Origin of the sequence: Streptomyces uncialis (assembly GCF_001905345.1) — a bacterium.
Lineage (GTDB): Bacteria > Actinomycetota > Actinomycetes > Streptomycetales > Streptomycetaceae > Streptomyces > Streptomyces uncialis.
In genome coordinates this window covers 66,891-82,934 of the sequence record NZ_LFBV01000010.1, presented here as the reverse complement: position 1 = coordinate 82,934, position 16,044 = coordinate 66,891, and the positions used below count along the sequence as shown (strand labels likewise).

Annotated in this window: 11 protein-coding genes and 2 pseudogenes; 7 read left to right on the top strand and 6 right to left on the bottom strand. The window is 74.0% G+C overall.

The annotated features are described in order from the left end of the window. Window positions 1–17 precede the first annotated feature (17 nt). From AB852_RS30685 to AB852_RS30670, 4 genes and pseudogenes are all read right to left on the bottom strand, one after another. Window positions 18–728 carry a class I SAM-dependent methyltransferase gene (locus tag AB852_RS30685; RefSeq protein WP_073793498.1) on the bottom strand — a complete coding sequence of 237 codons (711 nt, stop codon included), beginning with the start codon at window positions 726–728 and terminating at the stop codon, window positions 18–20. 161 nt (window positions 729–889) lie between these two features. After that, window positions 890–2,335, bottom strand: a pseudogene (locus AB852_RS30680) (MFS transporter); the annotation flags it as partial. A 335-nt stretch (window positions 2,336–2,670) separates the two neighbouring features. Beyond that, window positions 2,671–3,927: a sensor histidine kinase gene (locus tag AB852_RS30675; protein ID WP_073793497.1), complete on the bottom strand. Its 1,257-nt coding sequence runs from the start codon at window positions 3,925–3,927 to the stop codon at window positions 2,671–2,673. Beyond that, entirely contained in the window at window positions 3,924–4,586 is a 663-nt protein-coding gene (locus tag AB852_RS30670) for a response regulator transcription factor (RefSeq protein ID WP_073793496.1), read from the bottom strand. The genes AB852_RS30675 and AB852_RS30670 overlap by 4 nt, the downstream gene beginning before the upstream one ends. A gap of 179 nt (window positions 4,587–4,765) precedes the next feature. Between AB852_RS30670 and AB852_RS30665 the strand changes: the two genes are divergently transcribed. The 4 genes from AB852_RS30665 to AB852_RS30650 all read left to right on the top strand — a co-directional run bounded on the left by AB852_RS30665 (window position 4,766) and on the right by AB852_RS30650 (window position 9,949). Then, window positions 4,766–6,205, top strand: coding sequence for an ABC transporter permease (locus tag AB852_RS30665; protein ID WP_073793495.1), 1,440 nt, complete (start codon window positions 4,766–4,768; stop codon window positions 6,203–6,205). Between the two features lies 1 nt (window position 6,206). Next, window positions 6,207–6,881, top strand: coding sequence for an ABC transporter ATP-binding protein (locus AB852_RS30660; protein WP_073793494.1), 675 nt, complete (start codon window positions 6,207–6,209; stop codon window positions 6,879–6,881). A 276-nt stretch (window positions 6,882–7,157) separates the two neighbouring features. Then, complete coding sequence (locus tag AB852_RS30655) at window positions 7,158–8,045, top strand: alpha/beta fold hydrolase (RefSeq protein WP_073793493.1); 888 nt, start codon at window positions 7,158–7,160, stop codon at window positions 8,043–8,045. 404 nt (window positions 8,046–8,449) lie between these two features. Next, on the top strand, window positions 8,450–9,949 hold the full coding sequence (locus tag AB852_RS30650; RefSeq protein WP_073793492.1) for an MFS transporter: 1,500 nt from the start codon (window positions 8,450–8,452) through the stop codon (window positions 9,947–9,949). A 79-nt stretch (window positions 9,950–10,028) separates the two neighbouring features. On the opposite strand, the pseudogene AB852_RS30645 reads toward AB852_RS30650, so the two are convergent. Together AB852_RS30645 and AB852_RS41430 are read right to left on the bottom strand one after the other, a co-directional pair. Further along, a pseudogene (locus tag AB852_RS30645) lies at window positions 10,029–10,451 on the bottom strand (response regulator); the annotation flags it as partial. Window positions 10,452–10,558: 107 nt separating this feature from the next. Further along, window positions 10,559–12,886, bottom strand: coding sequence for a serine/threonine-protein kinase (locus AB852_RS41430; RefSeq protein WP_073793491.1), 2,328 nt, complete (start codon window positions 12,884–12,886; stop codon window positions 10,559–10,561). Between the two features lie 333 nt (window positions 12,887–13,219). Between AB852_RS41430 and AB852_RS30635 the strand changes: the two genes are divergently transcribed. From AB852_RS30635 to AB852_RS30625, 3 genes are read left to right on the top strand one after another with little or no spacing between them, the layout of a single operon-like run. Next, on the top strand, window positions 13,220–13,849 hold the full coding sequence (locus AB852_RS30635; RefSeq protein ID WP_079185040.1) for a hypothetical protein: 630 nt from the start codon (window positions 13,220–13,222) through the stop codon (window positions 13,847–13,849). Further along, window positions 13,846–15,228 (top strand): peptidoglycan-binding domain-containing protein, encoded by a 1,383-nt coding sequence (locus tag AB852_RS30630; protein ID WP_073793490.1) that lies wholly within the window; start codon window positions 13,846–13,848, stop codon window positions 15,226–15,228. The genes AB852_RS30635 and AB852_RS30630 overlap by 4 nt, the downstream gene beginning before the upstream one ends. Further along, window positions 15,225–15,965, top strand: a complete 741-nt coding sequence (locus AB852_RS30625; protein WP_073793489.1) for an ABC transporter ATP-binding protein — start codon at window positions 15,225–15,227, stop codon at window positions 15,963–15,965. The genes AB852_RS30630 and AB852_RS30625 overlap by 4 nt, the downstream gene beginning before the upstream one ends. Window positions 15,966–16,044 lie beyond the last annotated feature (79 nt).

The following is a 16,044-nucleotide window of genomic DNA, read 5'->3' as shown; positions in this document are numbered from 1 at the left end:
GGGCAGTTGGCGGCCGGTCAGGGGCGTCCGGCGGGCTGCGAGAGGCTGGTGGGGGCCGGGGTGAGCGGGTCGCCGCCGGTGCGGCGCAGGACGCGCAGCGAACCCGTCGCCCCCGTCTCCTCGAAGGCGCCGGAGGCCAGCGCGCGCAGTTGGACGCGGTACGGGGCCTGGCCCGTCATGATGTCCACCGGGTCCGGGAAGACGTCATGGATGACGAGCAGACCGCCCGGGACGAGATGCGGCGCCCAGCCCTCGTAGTCCGCGGTGGCGTGCTCGTCGCTGTGGCCGCCGTCGATGAACACCAGCCCCAGCGGGGTGTTCCACAGCGCGGCGATCTGCGGGGAGCGCCCGACCAGGGCCACCACATACTCCTCCAGCCCGGCGCGGTACAGGGTCCGGCGGAACACCGGGAGCGTGTCCATCAGGCCCACCTCCGGGTCCACGGTGTCCGGGTCGTGGTACTCCCAGCCGGGCTGCTGCTCCTCGCTGCCCCGGTGGTGGTCGACGGTGAGCGCGGTGAGGCCCGCCGAACGGGCCGCGTCCGCGAGGAGGATCGTGGAACGCCCGCAGTAGGTGCCCACCTCCAGCAGCGGACGGCCGAGGCGGGCGGCCGTCACGGCCGCCGCGTGCAGGGCGAGCCCCTCGTCCCGGGGCATGAAGCCGGGCGCCGCCCCGAAGGCGGACAACACCTCGGGCGCGGGCGGCGGAACGGGCTGTGACCTGGTCATCTCGGCTCCTGGCGGTACGGCGGACAGGGCGCGGCCGGGCCGCGCCGTCATGCTGGCACAGCCGCCGGACCGGCGGCGGCGGGGGTGCCCGTCCGGCGGGGCGCGCACGGCCGGGCGGGACGCGGGGGCGCGGGTCACCGGTCCGTTCGCCACCGTCAGGGCGCGCGGCGGGGGTTCGGCAGACAGAGGGCGAGGACGAGGCCCACGGCCACCGCGCCCGTCGCGATCAGGAACGAGAGCCGGAAACCGGTCATGCTGGGGATCTCCGTACCGTCCAGCGGGATCGCCGTACGGGCGATGACCATCCCGATCACCGCGCTGGACACCGAGGTCCCGATGGACCGCATCAGGGTGTTGAGGCCGTTCGCCGCGCCCGTCTGGGACGGGTCCACCGCGTGGGTGATCAGGGTCGGCAGCGACGCGTACGCGAGGCCTATGCCCGCGCCCATCACCACCGAGATCACCACCGTCTGCCAGGCGGCGCTCATCATCCCGAGACCCGCCGCGTACGCGGCTCCGATGACCAGCATCCCGAGGACGAGCGTGAACCGGGCCCCGTACCGCGCGGACAGCCGCGCGTACACCGGGGCGGTGAACATCATGGTGAGGCCGAGCGGGGCCACGCACAGTCCGGCGACCACCATCGACTGTCCCAGGCCGTGGCCGGTGGAGGCCGGGAGCTGGAGCAGCTGCGGCAGGGTCAGGGAGATCACGTAGAAGCTGACACCGAGCATGATCGACGCGAGGTTGGTGAGCAGCACCTCGCGGCGGGCGGAGGTCCGCAGGTCCACCAGCGGCGCCGCGCGCCGCAGTTCCATGTACCCCCAGGCCAGCAGGGTGGCGAGGGCCCCGCCGAACATGCCGAGGGTGAGCGGGGAGGCCCAGCCCCAGGCGTCGCCCTTGGTGATCGGCAGCAGGAACAGCACGAGCCCGGCGGTGAGTCCGAGCGCGCCCGGTATGTCGAAGCCACCGGTGGCGCGTACCCCGGACTCCGGGACGAACAGCAGGGTCAGCACGATCCCGAGGGTGCCGAGCGCGGCCGAGCCGAAGAACAGGGTGTGCCAGTCGAGGTGCTGGGCGGTCAGCGCGGCGGCGGGCAGCGCGAGGCCGCCGCCGACCCCGATCGACGAACTCATCAGCCCCATCGCCCCGCCGAGCCGGTCCGGCGGCAGCACGTCCCGGATCAGCCCGATGCCCAGCGGGATCGCGCCCATCCCGAAGCCCTGGAGCGCCCGCGCCGCGATCATCACCGTCAGATCGCTGGTGAACCCCGCGGCCAGGGACCCCACGACCATCAGGGACAGACTGACGACCAGCATCCGCCGCTTGCCGTGCAGATCGCCGAGGCGGCCCATCACCGGGGTGGCCACCGCGCCCGCGAGCAGGGTGGAGGTCAGGACCCAGGTCGCGTCGGCAACCGAGGTGTTCAGCAGTACGGGCAGGTCCTTGATGACCGGCACCAGCAGGGTCTGCATCACCGCGACGGTGATGCCCGCGAACGCGAGCACCGGGACGACGCCTCTCCCGTCACGCGGGGAGCGGCCGGTGGCGGCGAGCCCGGTCCGGACGGACCGTACGGACGGGTCCCGCTGCGTCGGCTGCGGCATGGGGTGGGGCCTCCGGGGTGTGGGCGGTGCGCGACGGGGTGGCGTGCGGGGGTGGTGCCGTGGTGGTGCGTGGTGGTCCGGGTGCGGTGCGGGGTGGTGCGTACGGGGTCGCCGTGGTGCGTCCGGGCGGGGACCGTTGCGGACTCAACCATCGGACGGTTCCCACGGTAGGTCCCGGCGCGGCCGTCCGACATGGTGCCCCCGGTACGGGGCCGGGGGCGCGCGGAAGTGCTCGGGCGCCGGGGTCGTACCCCGGGCGTGAGGGCCGGGACCGGGAGGCGGCCCCTCGGCGGGGCCTGCCCTCGGCCACGGCGGGCCCTGCCGGCCGCGGAGAGCTACCGGCCGCCACCCGGGGCGGGGCCCTCCTCATGGGCGGGCGACACCGGGAGGCCGACCCGGAGGGTGAGTCCGCCGGTGGGGTTCGCGGTCGCGGTGGCCGTACCGCGGTGGGAGGCGGCGATGGAGCGGACGATCGCCAGGCCCAGACCATGGCCCGAGCGGTCGCTGCCGACCCGTGAACGCACTCGGTAGAACGGCTCGAAGAGCCGGTCCACCACGGCCCCGTCGACATACGGACCGGTGTTGTCCACCTCCAGCACCACCGTCGTCCCGTCCTGGACGACGGAGAGATGGACCGAGCCCGCCTCGGTGACGTTGTGGGTGAGCGCGTTGTCGAGGAGGTTGAGGACCAGCTGCCGCAGGAGGGCGGCGTTGCCCATGACCTCGCAGTCGGCCTCGGCGTCCACGGTGAGGCGGACCCCGCGCTCCGCCGCTCGCCCGGCCCGGTCGGCGGCGGCCCCTTCCGCGAGGTCGGCCAGGTCCACGGGGTCGGGGTCGAAGGGGGCGTGGTCCGCGGCGGCCAGGTCGAGCAGGGCCCGTACGACGCTGATGTTGCGTTCGTTGGTCTCCTGGAGCAGCCGGGTGAGCTCGGTGAGCTCCTCGCCGGCCGGGGCGCCGGCGGCGACCTGGAGGGCGGCCCGGGTGGTGGCCAGGGGGGTGAGCAGTTCATGGGAGGCGTTGGCGGCGAACCGCTGGTGCGCGGCGAAGGACCGCTCCAGACGGGCCAGCATGGTGTCGAAGGTGTCGGCCAGCCGCTTCAGCTCGTCCTCGGGACCCCGGGCGTGGATGCGTCCGGTCAGATTGCCGTCCGCCGCCCTGGCCGCGGCCTCACCGATGGTGTGCAGGGGGGCGAGCAGCCGCCGGGAGAGCAGCCAGCCGGCGCCGAGGCCGAGCGCCATCACCAGCAGCACCCCGCCGGCGGACACCAGCAGGACCGTGTTCCAGACGTCCTCCTCACTGGAGATGCTGTCCGCCCGCTCCATCGTCCGGCTCCGCGGCGAGGCGGGGTCGAGCGGGAAGTGGGACGCCGCGGCCGGGCCGGGCGACGCGTGGGGGAAGGGGCCGTCCGGGACGATGACGGTCGTGCTGAAGTCGTACGTGGGCAGGAAGCGCATCCCGACGTAGATGATCGCGACCATCAGCGCGGCGCACACCCCGAGGGCGCCGCCGAAGCCGAGGAAGAGGCGGCCGTGGATGCTCAGGGCCCGCCGCCGCTGCGCCCGCCCGCGCCGCCGCGGTCCCGGCCGTGTCACCCGGTGCCCAGGTAGTAGCCCGCGCCGATCGCGGTGTGGACCAGCCGGGGTTCGCCGAGTTTTCTGCGCAGGGTGTGCACCACCAGGCGGACCGCGTTGGTGAAGGGATCGGTGTGCACGTCCCACGCCTTGTCGAGGAGGTACTCGGCGCTCAGCACCCCGCCGTCGGCGCGCATCAGCAGCTCCAGCACGGCGAGTTCCTTCGGGGCGAGGCGGATGCCGGTGCCCGCGCGGCTGACCTGGCGGCGATGGGTGTCCAGCCGTACATCGGCGAAGGTCAGGACCGGGGAGTGGGCCATGGGGCTGCGGCGGTACAGCGCCCGCAGCCGGGCGACCAGTTCGGGGAAGTCGAAGGGCTTCGCGAGATAGTCGTCGGCGCCCAGCCCGAGGCCCTCGACCTTGTCGCCGAGCCGGGAGGCGGCGGTCAGCATCAGCACGCGGCAGTCCAGACGCAGCGCGACGATCCGGCGGCACACCTCGTCGCCGTGGATCTCCGGCAGGTCCCGGTCGAGGACGACCGCGTCGTAGTCGTGGACGGTGAGCTGCTCCAGGGCCCGCGCCCCGTCGTGCACCACATCGACCGCCATCGCCTCCCTGCGCAGCCCGATCGCCAGGACCCGCGCCATGAACTGCTCGTCCTCGACCACCAGCACCCGCACGCGCGACACCCTCTGCTCTTCATCGGTCCGACGGTTCGTTCCCGGTGGGCGGCCGGCCCCGCCGGACGCCCACCGGGTCCGTCCTACCAAACGGCGCCTTTGATCCGTGTATGAGATCCCCGCCGCGACGGCCCGCGGGCAAACCTCCGCCGAAACACCGTCCTCCTAGCGTGAGCGCCATGAATCTGTTCAAGCGGGCCTGGTGGCGCCTCTGGTGCCATCCGGGCAAGACGGTGATGCTCGTCGGGCTGTTCTTCGTCATCTGCACCCTGGTCCTGTCCGGGTTCCTGATCCGGTCCGCCGCGGCCCGTGCCGCGGTGGACGCCAAGAGCAGCGTGGGCGCGGTGGCCACCATGCAACTGGACCTGAACGCCTATCTGGAAGCGGGCAAGGGCAGCAAGAGCGGCGGACCCGGCGCGGCCGGGCAGCTCGGGGCCGACGCCGATATGCGGCGCGTCCTCGTGGACAAGCTCTGCGGGTCGCCGGTCGTGGCCGGGTGCAACTACACCAAGGACGGTGTGGCGGGCCCCACGGACCAGGTCAAGGTCCATCAGCCGGTGCCGCCGCCGCCCGGCCAGAGCGATGAACTCGACTTCTTCAAGGCGGACGGGGTCCGTGATCTGCGAGCGGCCAAGGACTTCCGCAACGGCGACTCGAAGATGGTCTCCGGCTCCGGGATCACCCCGGCCAGCCGGAGCGACATGGTCGTCATCGAGGAACGGGTGGCCAAGGCCAACCGCCTCAAGGTCGGTGACCGGGTCCAGCTCAACGCCAACATCCAGAAGCCCGACGGCAGACTCACCACCAGGAAGACCGGCTTCGTCGTCGCCGGCGTCTACCGGAACAGCACGGCCGACCCCCGGACTTACGTGTCCCCGATGCAGGCGCCGTCGAACCAGATCTATGTCAGCGCCGACGGGGCGACCCGTCTCGACGGCAGGAAGGTGGGCGCCGACGGCGGATACGTCCGGTCGGCCACCTTCACCCTGCGCGACCCCGGTGATCTGGACCGGCTCAGGGACGACGCCGAGGCGGCCGGACTCGACCCGAGGATCTACCCGCTGAGCGTCAACGACAAGCAGTACAAGACCCTGGTCGGCCCGATCGGCAGGACGGCGGACTTCGCCTCCCTCACGGTGTGGCTGGTCGCCGTCGCGGGCACCGTCATCCTCGCCCTGATCATCGCCTCGAACCTGCGTGAACGCCGCAAGGAGATGGGCATTCTGCTCTCCCTCGGCGAGAAGAAGCCCAAGCTGCTCGGCCAGCATCTGGCGGAGGTGGGCGCCTGCGCGGTCCTGGCGATCGGCTTCGCCGCCGCCGGAAGCCAGTTCATCGCCCAGGGTGTCGGTGACCGGCTGCTCTCCGGTGAGGTCTCCTCCGCCAGGAACTCCGCCGCCGACGAGGCCCCCGGGCAGCTCCTCACCGACACCACCGGCGGTGGCCTCAAGGAGGACACCGAGAAGGTCGAGCCGATCGACGCCATCGAGATCGAGCTCGGCGCGGGGGACATCGGCGCTGTCGGCGCCACCGGCCTCGGTATCGCGGCCCTGGCCACCATCGTCCCCGGCATCCGGGTCCTGCGGCTCCATCCGCGCGACATCCTCACGAAGGGCGACTGACATGACGACCCCGATCCTGGAGCTCAGCGGTCTGAGCCGGACCTACCAGTCCGGCAGCAGCCGCCGCACCGTCCTCAAGGACGTCGACTACTCCTTCGAGCAGGGCCGGATGTACTCCGTCATCGGCCCCTCCGGCAGCGGCAAGACCACGCTCCTTTCCCTCGCCAGCGGACTCGACTCACCCACCCGGGGCACCGTCCGGTTCAAGGGCGAGGACGTCGCCGGGATCGGACTGGGCCGCTACCGCAACCGCCATGTGGCCACGGTCTTCCAGTCGCTGAACCTGCTCACCTATCTGACGGCCGTCCAGAACATCACCTCCGCCATGGAGATCACCGGCGTGAAGGGCGTCAACAGGAAGAAGCGCGCCACCGAACTCCTCGGTCTGCTCGGGGTGGAGGAGTCCGACCGGCACCGCCGCACACCGGAGCTCTCCGGCGGTCAGCAGCAGCGCGTCGCCATCGCCCGCGCCCTCGCCTGCGAAGTGGACATCCTCTTCGCCGACGAACCCACCGGCAGCCTCGACCAGGACACCGCCGACGGGATCATCGAGGTGTTCCGGAAGCTGGCGCACGACGAGGGCAAGAGCGTGATCCTGGTGACCCATTCGCGGGAGGTGGCCGACGCCTCCGACGAGGTGATCCGCCTCAAACGCGGCAAGCTCATCAGTGGGTGAGTGGGTGAGTGGGTGAGTGGGTGAGTGGGTGAGTGGGTGAGTGGGTGAGTGGGTGAGTGGGTGAGTGGGTGAGTGGGTGAGTGGTGCGCGGTGCGGGTGCGTGGTGCGCGGTGCGGGTGCGTGGGTCGGCGGCTGAGCGGGCCGGTGCGCGTTCCACCGCAGGGGTGACAGGGTGCCCGGACGGCCCAGAACGTGACAGGACGGCCTCCGGCGGCGAAGTAGGGTCATCGCGCCTCAAACGCCCCGACCGGCCCGCCCCCGCCCAGGAGTCCCGTCATGCTCGCAGCCGCCGCCCGTACCGCGCCCGTCCGGACCGTCCGGGCGGGCGCGGTCGATCTCGCCACCCGGGCCTGCGGTGACCCGGCCGGTCCGGCGGTCCTGCTCGTCAACGGCGCGGGGGACACCATGGACTGGTGGCACGACGATCTCGTCGACGCGCTGGCCGCCGCCGGGCGCCATGTGATCCGCTACGACACCCGGGACACCGGCGGCTCCACCACCTTCCCGGTCGGCCCGCCCCCCTACGACGGTGACGACCTCCTCGCGGACGCCCTCGGGGTGCTCGACGCGTACGGGGTGCGTGCCGCGCACGTCGTCGGGGTGTCGATGGGCGGCGGACTGGCCCAGCGGATGGCCGTGCTGTGCCCCGGGCGGACGCTCGGCATCACCCTGCTGTCCACCAGTCCCGGTGGGCCGGGTGCGCCGGGGAACACCGACCTGCCGCCGATGAGCGCCCCGCTCGCCCGCTGGTTCGCCGCGCCGGGGGACGGCCCCGACTGGGGCGACCGGGAGTCCGTGACCGGTCATCTGCTTGCCCTGGAACGGGCCTTCGCCGGGACCATCCCGCTGGACGAGCCACTGCTGCGGGCCACCGCCGGGCGGGCCTGGGACCGCAGTCCCGTACCGGCGGCGGCCACGAACCACTGGCGGTTGCGGGGCGGGGTTCCGGTGCGGGGGCGGCTCGGTGAGGTCGCCGTACCGGCGCTGGTGCTGCACGGCACCGCCGATCCGCTCGTCCCGTACGGGCACGGGGAGGCGCTCGCCGCGGAGATTCCCGGCGCGCGGCTCGTTCCGTTGCGGGGGATGGGGCATCAGATGCCGCCCGTCGAGGTCTGGGGGGTTCTGGTGCCCGCGTTGATCCGGCATACGTCCGGCGGTCGCTGATCGCCTTCGCTTGCGCTTGTGGGGTTTCCCGCGCTTGTTCCTGTGCAGGTCGCTCGTGGGTGCGCAGTTCCCCGCGCCCCTTGGGTCTGTCCGGGTGGACGCACTTGTCCCCGCACAGGTCGCTCGGTGGGTGCGCAGTTCCTCGCGCCCCTGGGTTTCGTGTGCTGGGCGTACCTGTCCTGTGCGGGTTGTCCGTGGGTGCGCAGTTCCCCGCGCCCCTTGGGTCTGTCCGGGTGGACGCACTTGTCCCCGCACAGGTCGCTCGGTGGGTGCGCAGTTCCTCGCGCCCCTGGGTTTCGTGTGCTGGGCGTACCTGGTCCTGTGCGGGTGTGGTTCCTCGTGGCCCTGGGGGTCTCGTACCGGGTGGTGATGTACATCGGGTGGGGGCGCTGTCAGCATGGGGCATGCTCAGGAACGCCATCGGGGACGGACGCGCCCATGCCGACGACCGGGTCCCGTCGGCCGGACGGGGGCGGGGGAGCGGGGGGCGTGCGCCGCTGTGGCTGCTGGTGGCCACCGCCTGTGCCGGGCAGTTCCTCGTGGTACTCGACGTGTCCGTCGTGAACGTCGCGCTGCCGTCGATGCGGACCGCGCTCGACATGAGCCCCGCCGCGCTCGGCTGGGTGGTCAGCGCGTACTCCATCGCCTTCGCCGGGTTCATGCTCCTCGGCGGACGCGCCGGTGATCTGTGGGGACGGCGGCGGATGTTCCTCGTCGGACTCGCGCTGTTCACCGTCGCCTCGCTCGCCGGGGGCCTCGCCCAGGAGGGCTGGCATCTGCTCGCCGCGCGCGCCGCGCAGGGCCTCGGTGCGGCCGTCCTCGCCCCCGCCACCCTCACCATCGTCACCGCCGCCGTCCCCGAAGGGCCCGCCCGCGCCCGCGCGCTCGCCACCTGGACCGCCGTCGGCGCGGGCGGCGGCGCGGCGGGCGGCTTCGTCGGCGGGGCGCTCACCGACGGGCTGTCCTGGCGCTGGGTCCTGCTCGTCAACGTCCCCGTCGGTGTGCTCGTCCTCGCCGCGGCCGTCCGCTGGATACCCGGCGGCCGCACCGCCACCGGCCCCCGGCGGCTCGACCTGCCCGGGGCGCTCCTCGTCACCGCCGGGGCCACCGCCCTCGCCTACGGGATCGCGCGGACCGAGACCGCCGGCTGGTCCGCGCCCTCGACCCTGCTGCCGTTCACCGCCGGACTCGCGCTGCTCGGGGTGTTCCTCCTGGTGGAGGCGCGGACCAGGGAGCCCCTGATGCCGCTCGGACTCTTCCGGTCCCGCGCGGTCGCCTCCGCCAACGCGGCGATCCTGCTGTGCGGTTCCGGGATGTTCGGCATGTGGTTCTTCATGACCCAGTACGCGCAGAACGTCCTCGGCTACTCCCCGCTGGACGCCGGGCTGGCCCTGATACCCAGTTCCCTGAGCGTCGTCGTCGGCGCGCAGACCGCGCCGTTTCTGATGCGCAGGTTCGGGGCCCGCGCCGTCGCCGTCGGCGGCACCCTCCTCGGGGCGGCGGGCTTCGGCTGGCAGTCCACCATGGGCACCGACGGCACCTATACGACGGCGATCCTGCTGCCCGGGATACTGATGTCGCTGGGCGGCGGACTGTGGACCACCCCGCTGGCGTCCCTCGCCACCTCCGGCGCCGCGCCGGGCGACGCGGGTGTCGTCTCCGGGCTGATGAACACCTCCCGCACCCTCGGCGGCGCCCTCGGCCTCTCGGTGCTCACCGCCGTCGCGACCGCCACCACCGCGGGCCGCGCCGGTCCCGAGGCGCTCACCGACGGCTACGCCGCCGCGCTGCGGCTCTCCGGGGGCCTCCTGCTGGCGGGCGCCGCCCTGATGATCGTGTGGCTGCCGCGCGGCGGCGGGACGAAGCCGGTGGCCGTACCCCCCGCCGACTCCCCGGCCCCCTGAGGGAGTCAGGGGCCGTCCGCGTGACCGGGCCCGGACACCTCCGCCCGGCCCGTACCTCCTACAGAGCGGGGCCGGGCTCCGCGGCGGCCAGCGCCGGGTCCACCACGGTCTCCCCGGTGAGGACGCCGCGGATCGCGCGGGCCAGCTCCTCGACGGGGGAGTCCTTCACCAGGAAGCCCACCGCACCCGTCGCCAGCACCCGGCGCAGATGCCCGGGACGGCCGGACGTCGTGAGGACCAGGACCCGGCACTCCGGGACCTCGTCGCGCAGCGCGGCGGCGGCGTCCAGCCCGCCGAGCCCCGGCATCCCGAGGTCCAGCAGCGCCACATCCGGACGGCACTCCAGCGCCCGCGCCACGACCGTGTCCCCCGTGCCGACCTGCGCGACGACGTCGAAGTCCGGCTCCAGCCCGAGCAGCAGCGCCAGCCCGCCGTGCGTCACGTCCTCGTCCTCGGCGAGCAGCAGCCGCACGGAGCGGGCCGGACGGTGGTCACGCGGCATCTCGTCCACGGCGTCAGGATAGGGCGGACCGCCGTCCGCCGCCCCTCGCCGTACTCCGCGCCGACCGGTCGGACCCGCCGGCGGCGCGGCCAGGGAACTCGTCGCTGTCAGACGTCCGGCAGCCGCCGGGCGACGGCCGTCGCGAGGGCCCTGGCCCGGGTGCACAGCTCCTCGGCGGGCCAGGGGGCCGCGACCGTCAGTTCCACCAGCTCGATGGTCTGCTCGCCCCGGACTCCGGGATAGACGCGGTGCTGGGCGCGCGCCACACAGGAGTCCTCGCCCGCCCCGCCCGCCGCCACCGCGCCCGGCCGTCCGCCGAACCGGGCCGGGGTGCCGTCGTCGGTGAGGGAGTTGTCCCGGCTGAAGACGAGGTCGACCCGGACGTCCTGGGTGCCGCCGGTCCAGTCGCATCCCCAGTTCGCGAAGTCGGGTTCCCCGTCCGCCGGGTCGATCCCAGGGACCACCGCGAGCGCCGCCTCGTCCATCAGCGCGCACGCGTCGACCCCGGCCAGCGATTCGGCGGGGAAGCCGGGCCGCTCCGGGACGGGACCCTGGTTGAGGACCTTCACCGCGTGGTCGGTGGCGATCCGTACGAGGGCGCACGGATCGGGTGCGTCGGTGTGCTCGCTCCCGGCCGCGAGCCAGACCTGGTTGCCGTCCGGGAGCATCACATTGCGCTCGCACCCGTCGGACGACCGGGGGAGTTCGGCCACCGTCACCGCGCCGCGTGTCGTCCTCGGGACGGAGCCCAGCTCGGCGGGGTCACTGGCGAAGTCGACCTGGACACCCGCGAGGAAGTCCCCCTTCCGCGCCCCCTTCGGACCGTCGCCGTCCTCCCGGGCGTACAGGAGGACGTCACAGCGGTCGAACGCCCCGTACGCCGTGTGCAGGTACACCGTGCCGTACGAGGTGAAGCCCGTCGGGTCCAGCAGCGCGCACGGGTCGGCCGCCCGGACGTCCCCGAGGACGGCCCGCGTACCCGCCCGGGTGTCCGGGGAGTCGCCGCTCCCGCCGTCCCCCGGCCACAGCCACCAGCCCGCCCCGGCCGTGCCCGCGAGCAGTACGCCGGTGAGCGCGACGAGGACGGCGGTACGTCGCGGGAAGCCGGGCCCCGGACCATCGGGGCCATCCGGATCGTCGGGGGCGCCGGGGCTCTCGGGACCGTCGGGGGTGCCGGGATCGTCGGGGGTGCCGGGAACCTCGGGCCGCTCGGGCCTTTCGGAGGCCGGGGGCGGGGCCGGGGCGGCTTCCGTGGGCGTTCGCGGGGCCGGGGCGGCTTCCGCGAGCGGTGGGTGTGCCGGGGTTTCCTCGCCGGGGGCGGCGTCCGGCGGGGCGGACGGGACGGTCCGGCCGTCGTGTCGCGGGGCCTTGACGGTGGTCACGTCGGCCGTCGCCCGTTCCCCCGCACCGGACCCCCGTTCGCCGTCCGGCGTCCGCAGCTCCGCCGCCCGCTGCGCCACCCCGGCGCCCGGGACTGGCCCGGTGGTCGGGGCGGGCCACGAACGCGCCCCGGCGACCGCCGCCGCACCGGGCTCCGGCGGGTTCCCGGGTGCCGCGCCGTCCCGCCGCCGTTCACGCGGGGACGGCACCCCGGGCGAACCCCCGGCCCCGGCCGCCCCGGCACCAGCCCCGGTCCCGATCGCGCTGAGCATCCCGTACGCCTCCCGGGCGTCGGGGCGGTCGTCGGGGTCCCGGGCCAGCAGCGCGGCCAGCACCCGGGCGAACGGACGGGTGGCCCGCCGCGCCGGTTCCGTCTCCCCGCCGCACGCGCGGGCCAGATACACCGCCGGGTGGTTCGCCTCGCCCCACGGGGAACGCCCCTCGACGGCCGCGTACAGACTGGCGCCCAGCCCGAACACGTCCGCCGCAGGTCCGGCGGCCCCGCCCCGGGCGACCTCCGGCGGCAGATACGGCGGCTTGCCCCGGACCGACAGGGTCAGGGCCCGCGCCGGGTCCTGCCACAGCGCGCTGGAGATGCCGAAGTCGGTGAGGGTGGCCAGGCCCGTCGCGGTCACCAGCATGTTCTCCGGGGTGACATCGCGGTGCACCACGCCCTCGGTGTGCGCGGCGGCCAGCGCGTCGGCCGTCTGGCGCCCGATCGCGGCGACCGCCGCCGAGTCCAGCGGGCCCTCGTCGCGCAGCACCTTGGCCAGGGTGCGGGACGGGACGTACTGCATCACGATCCAGCAGGCGGGCTCCTCCACGAAGAAGTCGAAGACGGAGACGATGTGCGGATGGTCCTGGCAGCGGGCGATGTTGCGGGCCTCGTCCATCAGCCGCGCGCGGGCCCGTTCGTCGTCCACGAGGGTGCTCTTGAGCGCCACCGAACGGTCCAGCACCTCGTCGTGCGCCAGCCAGACCTCGCCCATCCCGCCTCTGCCGAGAAGCCTGAGCAGGTGGTACCGGCCCCCGACCGGCTCCCCGGTCCCTGTCATACGGCACTCCCCTCGTCCCTTACGCTCCCGTGGCGCGCGCCACGGGAGCGTAAGGGAGGCGGACGGCGGCCGGTGGCGGGTTCCCGGGACCGCCACGGCACAGGGGAAGTGTTCGGGGGGCGTGCGTTCCCGGGCGCGCGCCGGTGCGGCGGAGGAGCGGGCGCCGGGACAGCGCATGATCACGGGACAGGTTCTTCAACAGTTCTTCATGGGTCCCGCCCTACGGTCGCGTTGTCCGGAGCGGGCGGCCCGTCCGCCGGACGGCTCAGGGCGGTAGCCGGGACATGACCGGTCCCGGCTACCGCCCGTGAACCCGGAGGGGAACCGAACACGGTGAAGGACACGACGAGCAGGCACGGGACGTCCGGCGCGATCAGGACGGCGCGTCGGCGGCCGGGGCGCGGGGAGCCCGGCTGGACGCGGTGGGCCGTCGCGGTCCCCGTGCTGCTGGTGACGCTGGCCGCCTGCGGAGCCGAACCGGAGCGCAGCGAGGTCCCGTCGGCGGGCGGCGGCAAGAAGGCCTCGGCGGAGGTGGAGAACGAGATCGACCAGTACATCGAGTCGGTCGGTGTGTGGGCGAAGTGCATGAGGAAGGAGGGCTTCCCGTACACGGACCCGGACTCCAAGGGGCGGACCGAGTTCGAGGGGGACGGCCGGAAGGCGAAGACGGACCCCAAGTTCACCGCTGCCCATAAGGCTTGTGAGAAGCACAGCAAGCCGGTGCCCGAGGAACTGGAGCGCCGTAACGCCCCGAAGCTGAGCGCCAAGGAGATCAAGAAGAGGCAGGAGTACTCCAGGTGCATGCAGGAGCAGGGCTCGCCGGACTTCCCCGAGATCGACGCCGAGGGGACCGAGGTGTCACAGGAGTGGGATCAGAACACCTCGGGCGCCAAGCGGGCGTCCCGGATCTGTGAACCGATCCTCGGCAACCCGACGATACCGCCCAGCGAGCGCAAGGGATGAGCGCGACGGACACAGGCGGGGGCACCCACGGCCGTCAACCGGGCCCGGACCCCGAACCGGGGTCGGACCTCCGCACGGACTCCGTATCCCGGCGCAGAAGGGTCGTCCCGCGCGGGCGGCGCGGCCCGCTGCTGATCGGGGTGGCCGTCGCCGTCGCCGCGGTCGCGGTCGGCGGCGCCATCGGTCTCGACCCGGGCGGCGACGAGGACCCACCCTCGGGGGGCCGGGGCGGGACCTCGGTGGAGGTCACCCGCCGCACCCTGGTCGACCAGACCGCCGTGGACGGGACGCTGGGGCACGGGCCGGAGATCCTGCTCCCGGTCAAGGCGGAGGGGACCGTGACCTGGCTCCCGGAACAGGGCGACCGGATCACGCGTGGCGCGACCGTGCTGCGCGTCGACGACCGCCCGGTGACGCTGCTGTACGGCGCGCTGCCGATGTACCGGGATCTCGGCCCCGGGGACACGGGAACCCCGGACGCGGCCGGTTCCGGGGAGACGGGCGGCACGGCCGCGCCCTCCGGAACCTCCGGCGCGGAGAGCGCGGAGGGCACGGACGACGCGAAGGGCGCGGGGAACGGGACGGAAGGCTCTGCCGGGACGACGGGTGGGGACCGGGACACCTCCGTCGGGGACGCGCCCGCGGGAGCCGCGACGGGCAGCACGGGTATGGACGTCCGGCAGTTCGAGACCAATCTCGCTGCCCTCGGATACATCGACTTCACGGTCGACGACCGCTACACCGCGAAGACCGCCGCCGCGGTGAAACGCTGGCAGAAGCACCTGGGCGTCCCCGAGACGGGCCGGATCGCGGTGGGCGATGTCGTCTACACCTCCGGACGGATCACGGTCGGCCGGGTGGCCGTCCGGGTCGGCGCCCAGGCGTCCCCCGAGGCCCTCGGCTACACCGGCGGCGAACGCCGGGTCACCGTCGAGGCGTCCGCGCAGGACGGCGCCTGGGCCGTCCGGGGCACCCGGGTCACGGTGGAGGTGCCCGGCGGCGAACCGGTCGAGGGCCGGGTGCGGTCGGTGAGCCGTGAGATGCGGTCCGCCGAGGGCGCGGACCCCGAAGGCGGCGGGAAGGCGGAAGGCGCGCAGGACGCGACCTTCACCGTCACCATCCGGCTGCTGGACCAGAGCGCGATCGGCCGGACCGAGAGCGCGCCGGTCACCGTGCGCTATGTGAGCGACCGGAAGGCGGGTGTGCTGGCGGTCCCCGTGGCCGCGCTGGTCGCCCTCGCGGAGGGCGGCCACGGGCTGGAACGCGCGGGCGCGGAGGGCGGGTTCGTCGCCGTGCGCACCGGGCTGTTCGCCGAGGGCATGGTCGAGGTCAGCGGCCGGGGGGTCCGCGCGGGTATGAAGGTGAGGGTCCCCGAGTGACGGCCGTCGTACGGTTCGACCATGTCTCGAAGACGTATCCCGGCGGGGTACGCGCCGTCGAGGACGTCGATCTGACCCTGGGACGGGGTGAACTGGTCGCCGTCGTCGGCCCCTCGGGCTCCGGCAAGTCCAGTCTGCTGAATCTGATGGGCACCCTGGACCGGCCCACCACGGGCCGCGTCCTCGTCGACGGCCATGACACGGCCGCGCTGTCCGACCGGGAGGTCTCCGCGCTGCGGGCCCGCCGGATCGGCTTCGTCTTCCAGCAGTTCCATCTGGCGGTCGGCGTCCCGGTCCTGGACGCCGTCGCGGACGGGCTGCTGTACGCGGGGGTGTCGCTGCGCCGCCGCCGTGACGAGGCCGAGGAGGTGCTGACCCGGGTGGGGCTGGCCGCGCGCATCGGCCATCTCCCGCATCAGCTGTCCGGCGGTGAACGCCAGCGGGCGGCGGTCGCCCGCGCGGTGGTCGGCGGTCCGGCGCTGCTGCTCGCCGACGAGCCCACCGGCAACCTCGACTCGGCGTCGGGCACGGCCGTACTGGAACTGCTGCGGGAACTGCACGCGTCGGGCACCACCGTCGTCGTCATCACCCATGACCGCGAGATCGCCGCGTCGCTGCCCCGGCGGATCGAGATGAAGGACGGCCGGATGACCACCGACACGGGCCCACCACCTCCACCGGGACCGGCGTCGGCCGGGATACCCACCACCGGGGCGCGCGCGGAGGCCGGACGGTGAGCGGCCGGCGCGGAAGCCGGGGCGGACCCGGGAACAGCGGCAGGGACAAGGACAGGGACAGGGACAGGGGGAAGGGCGG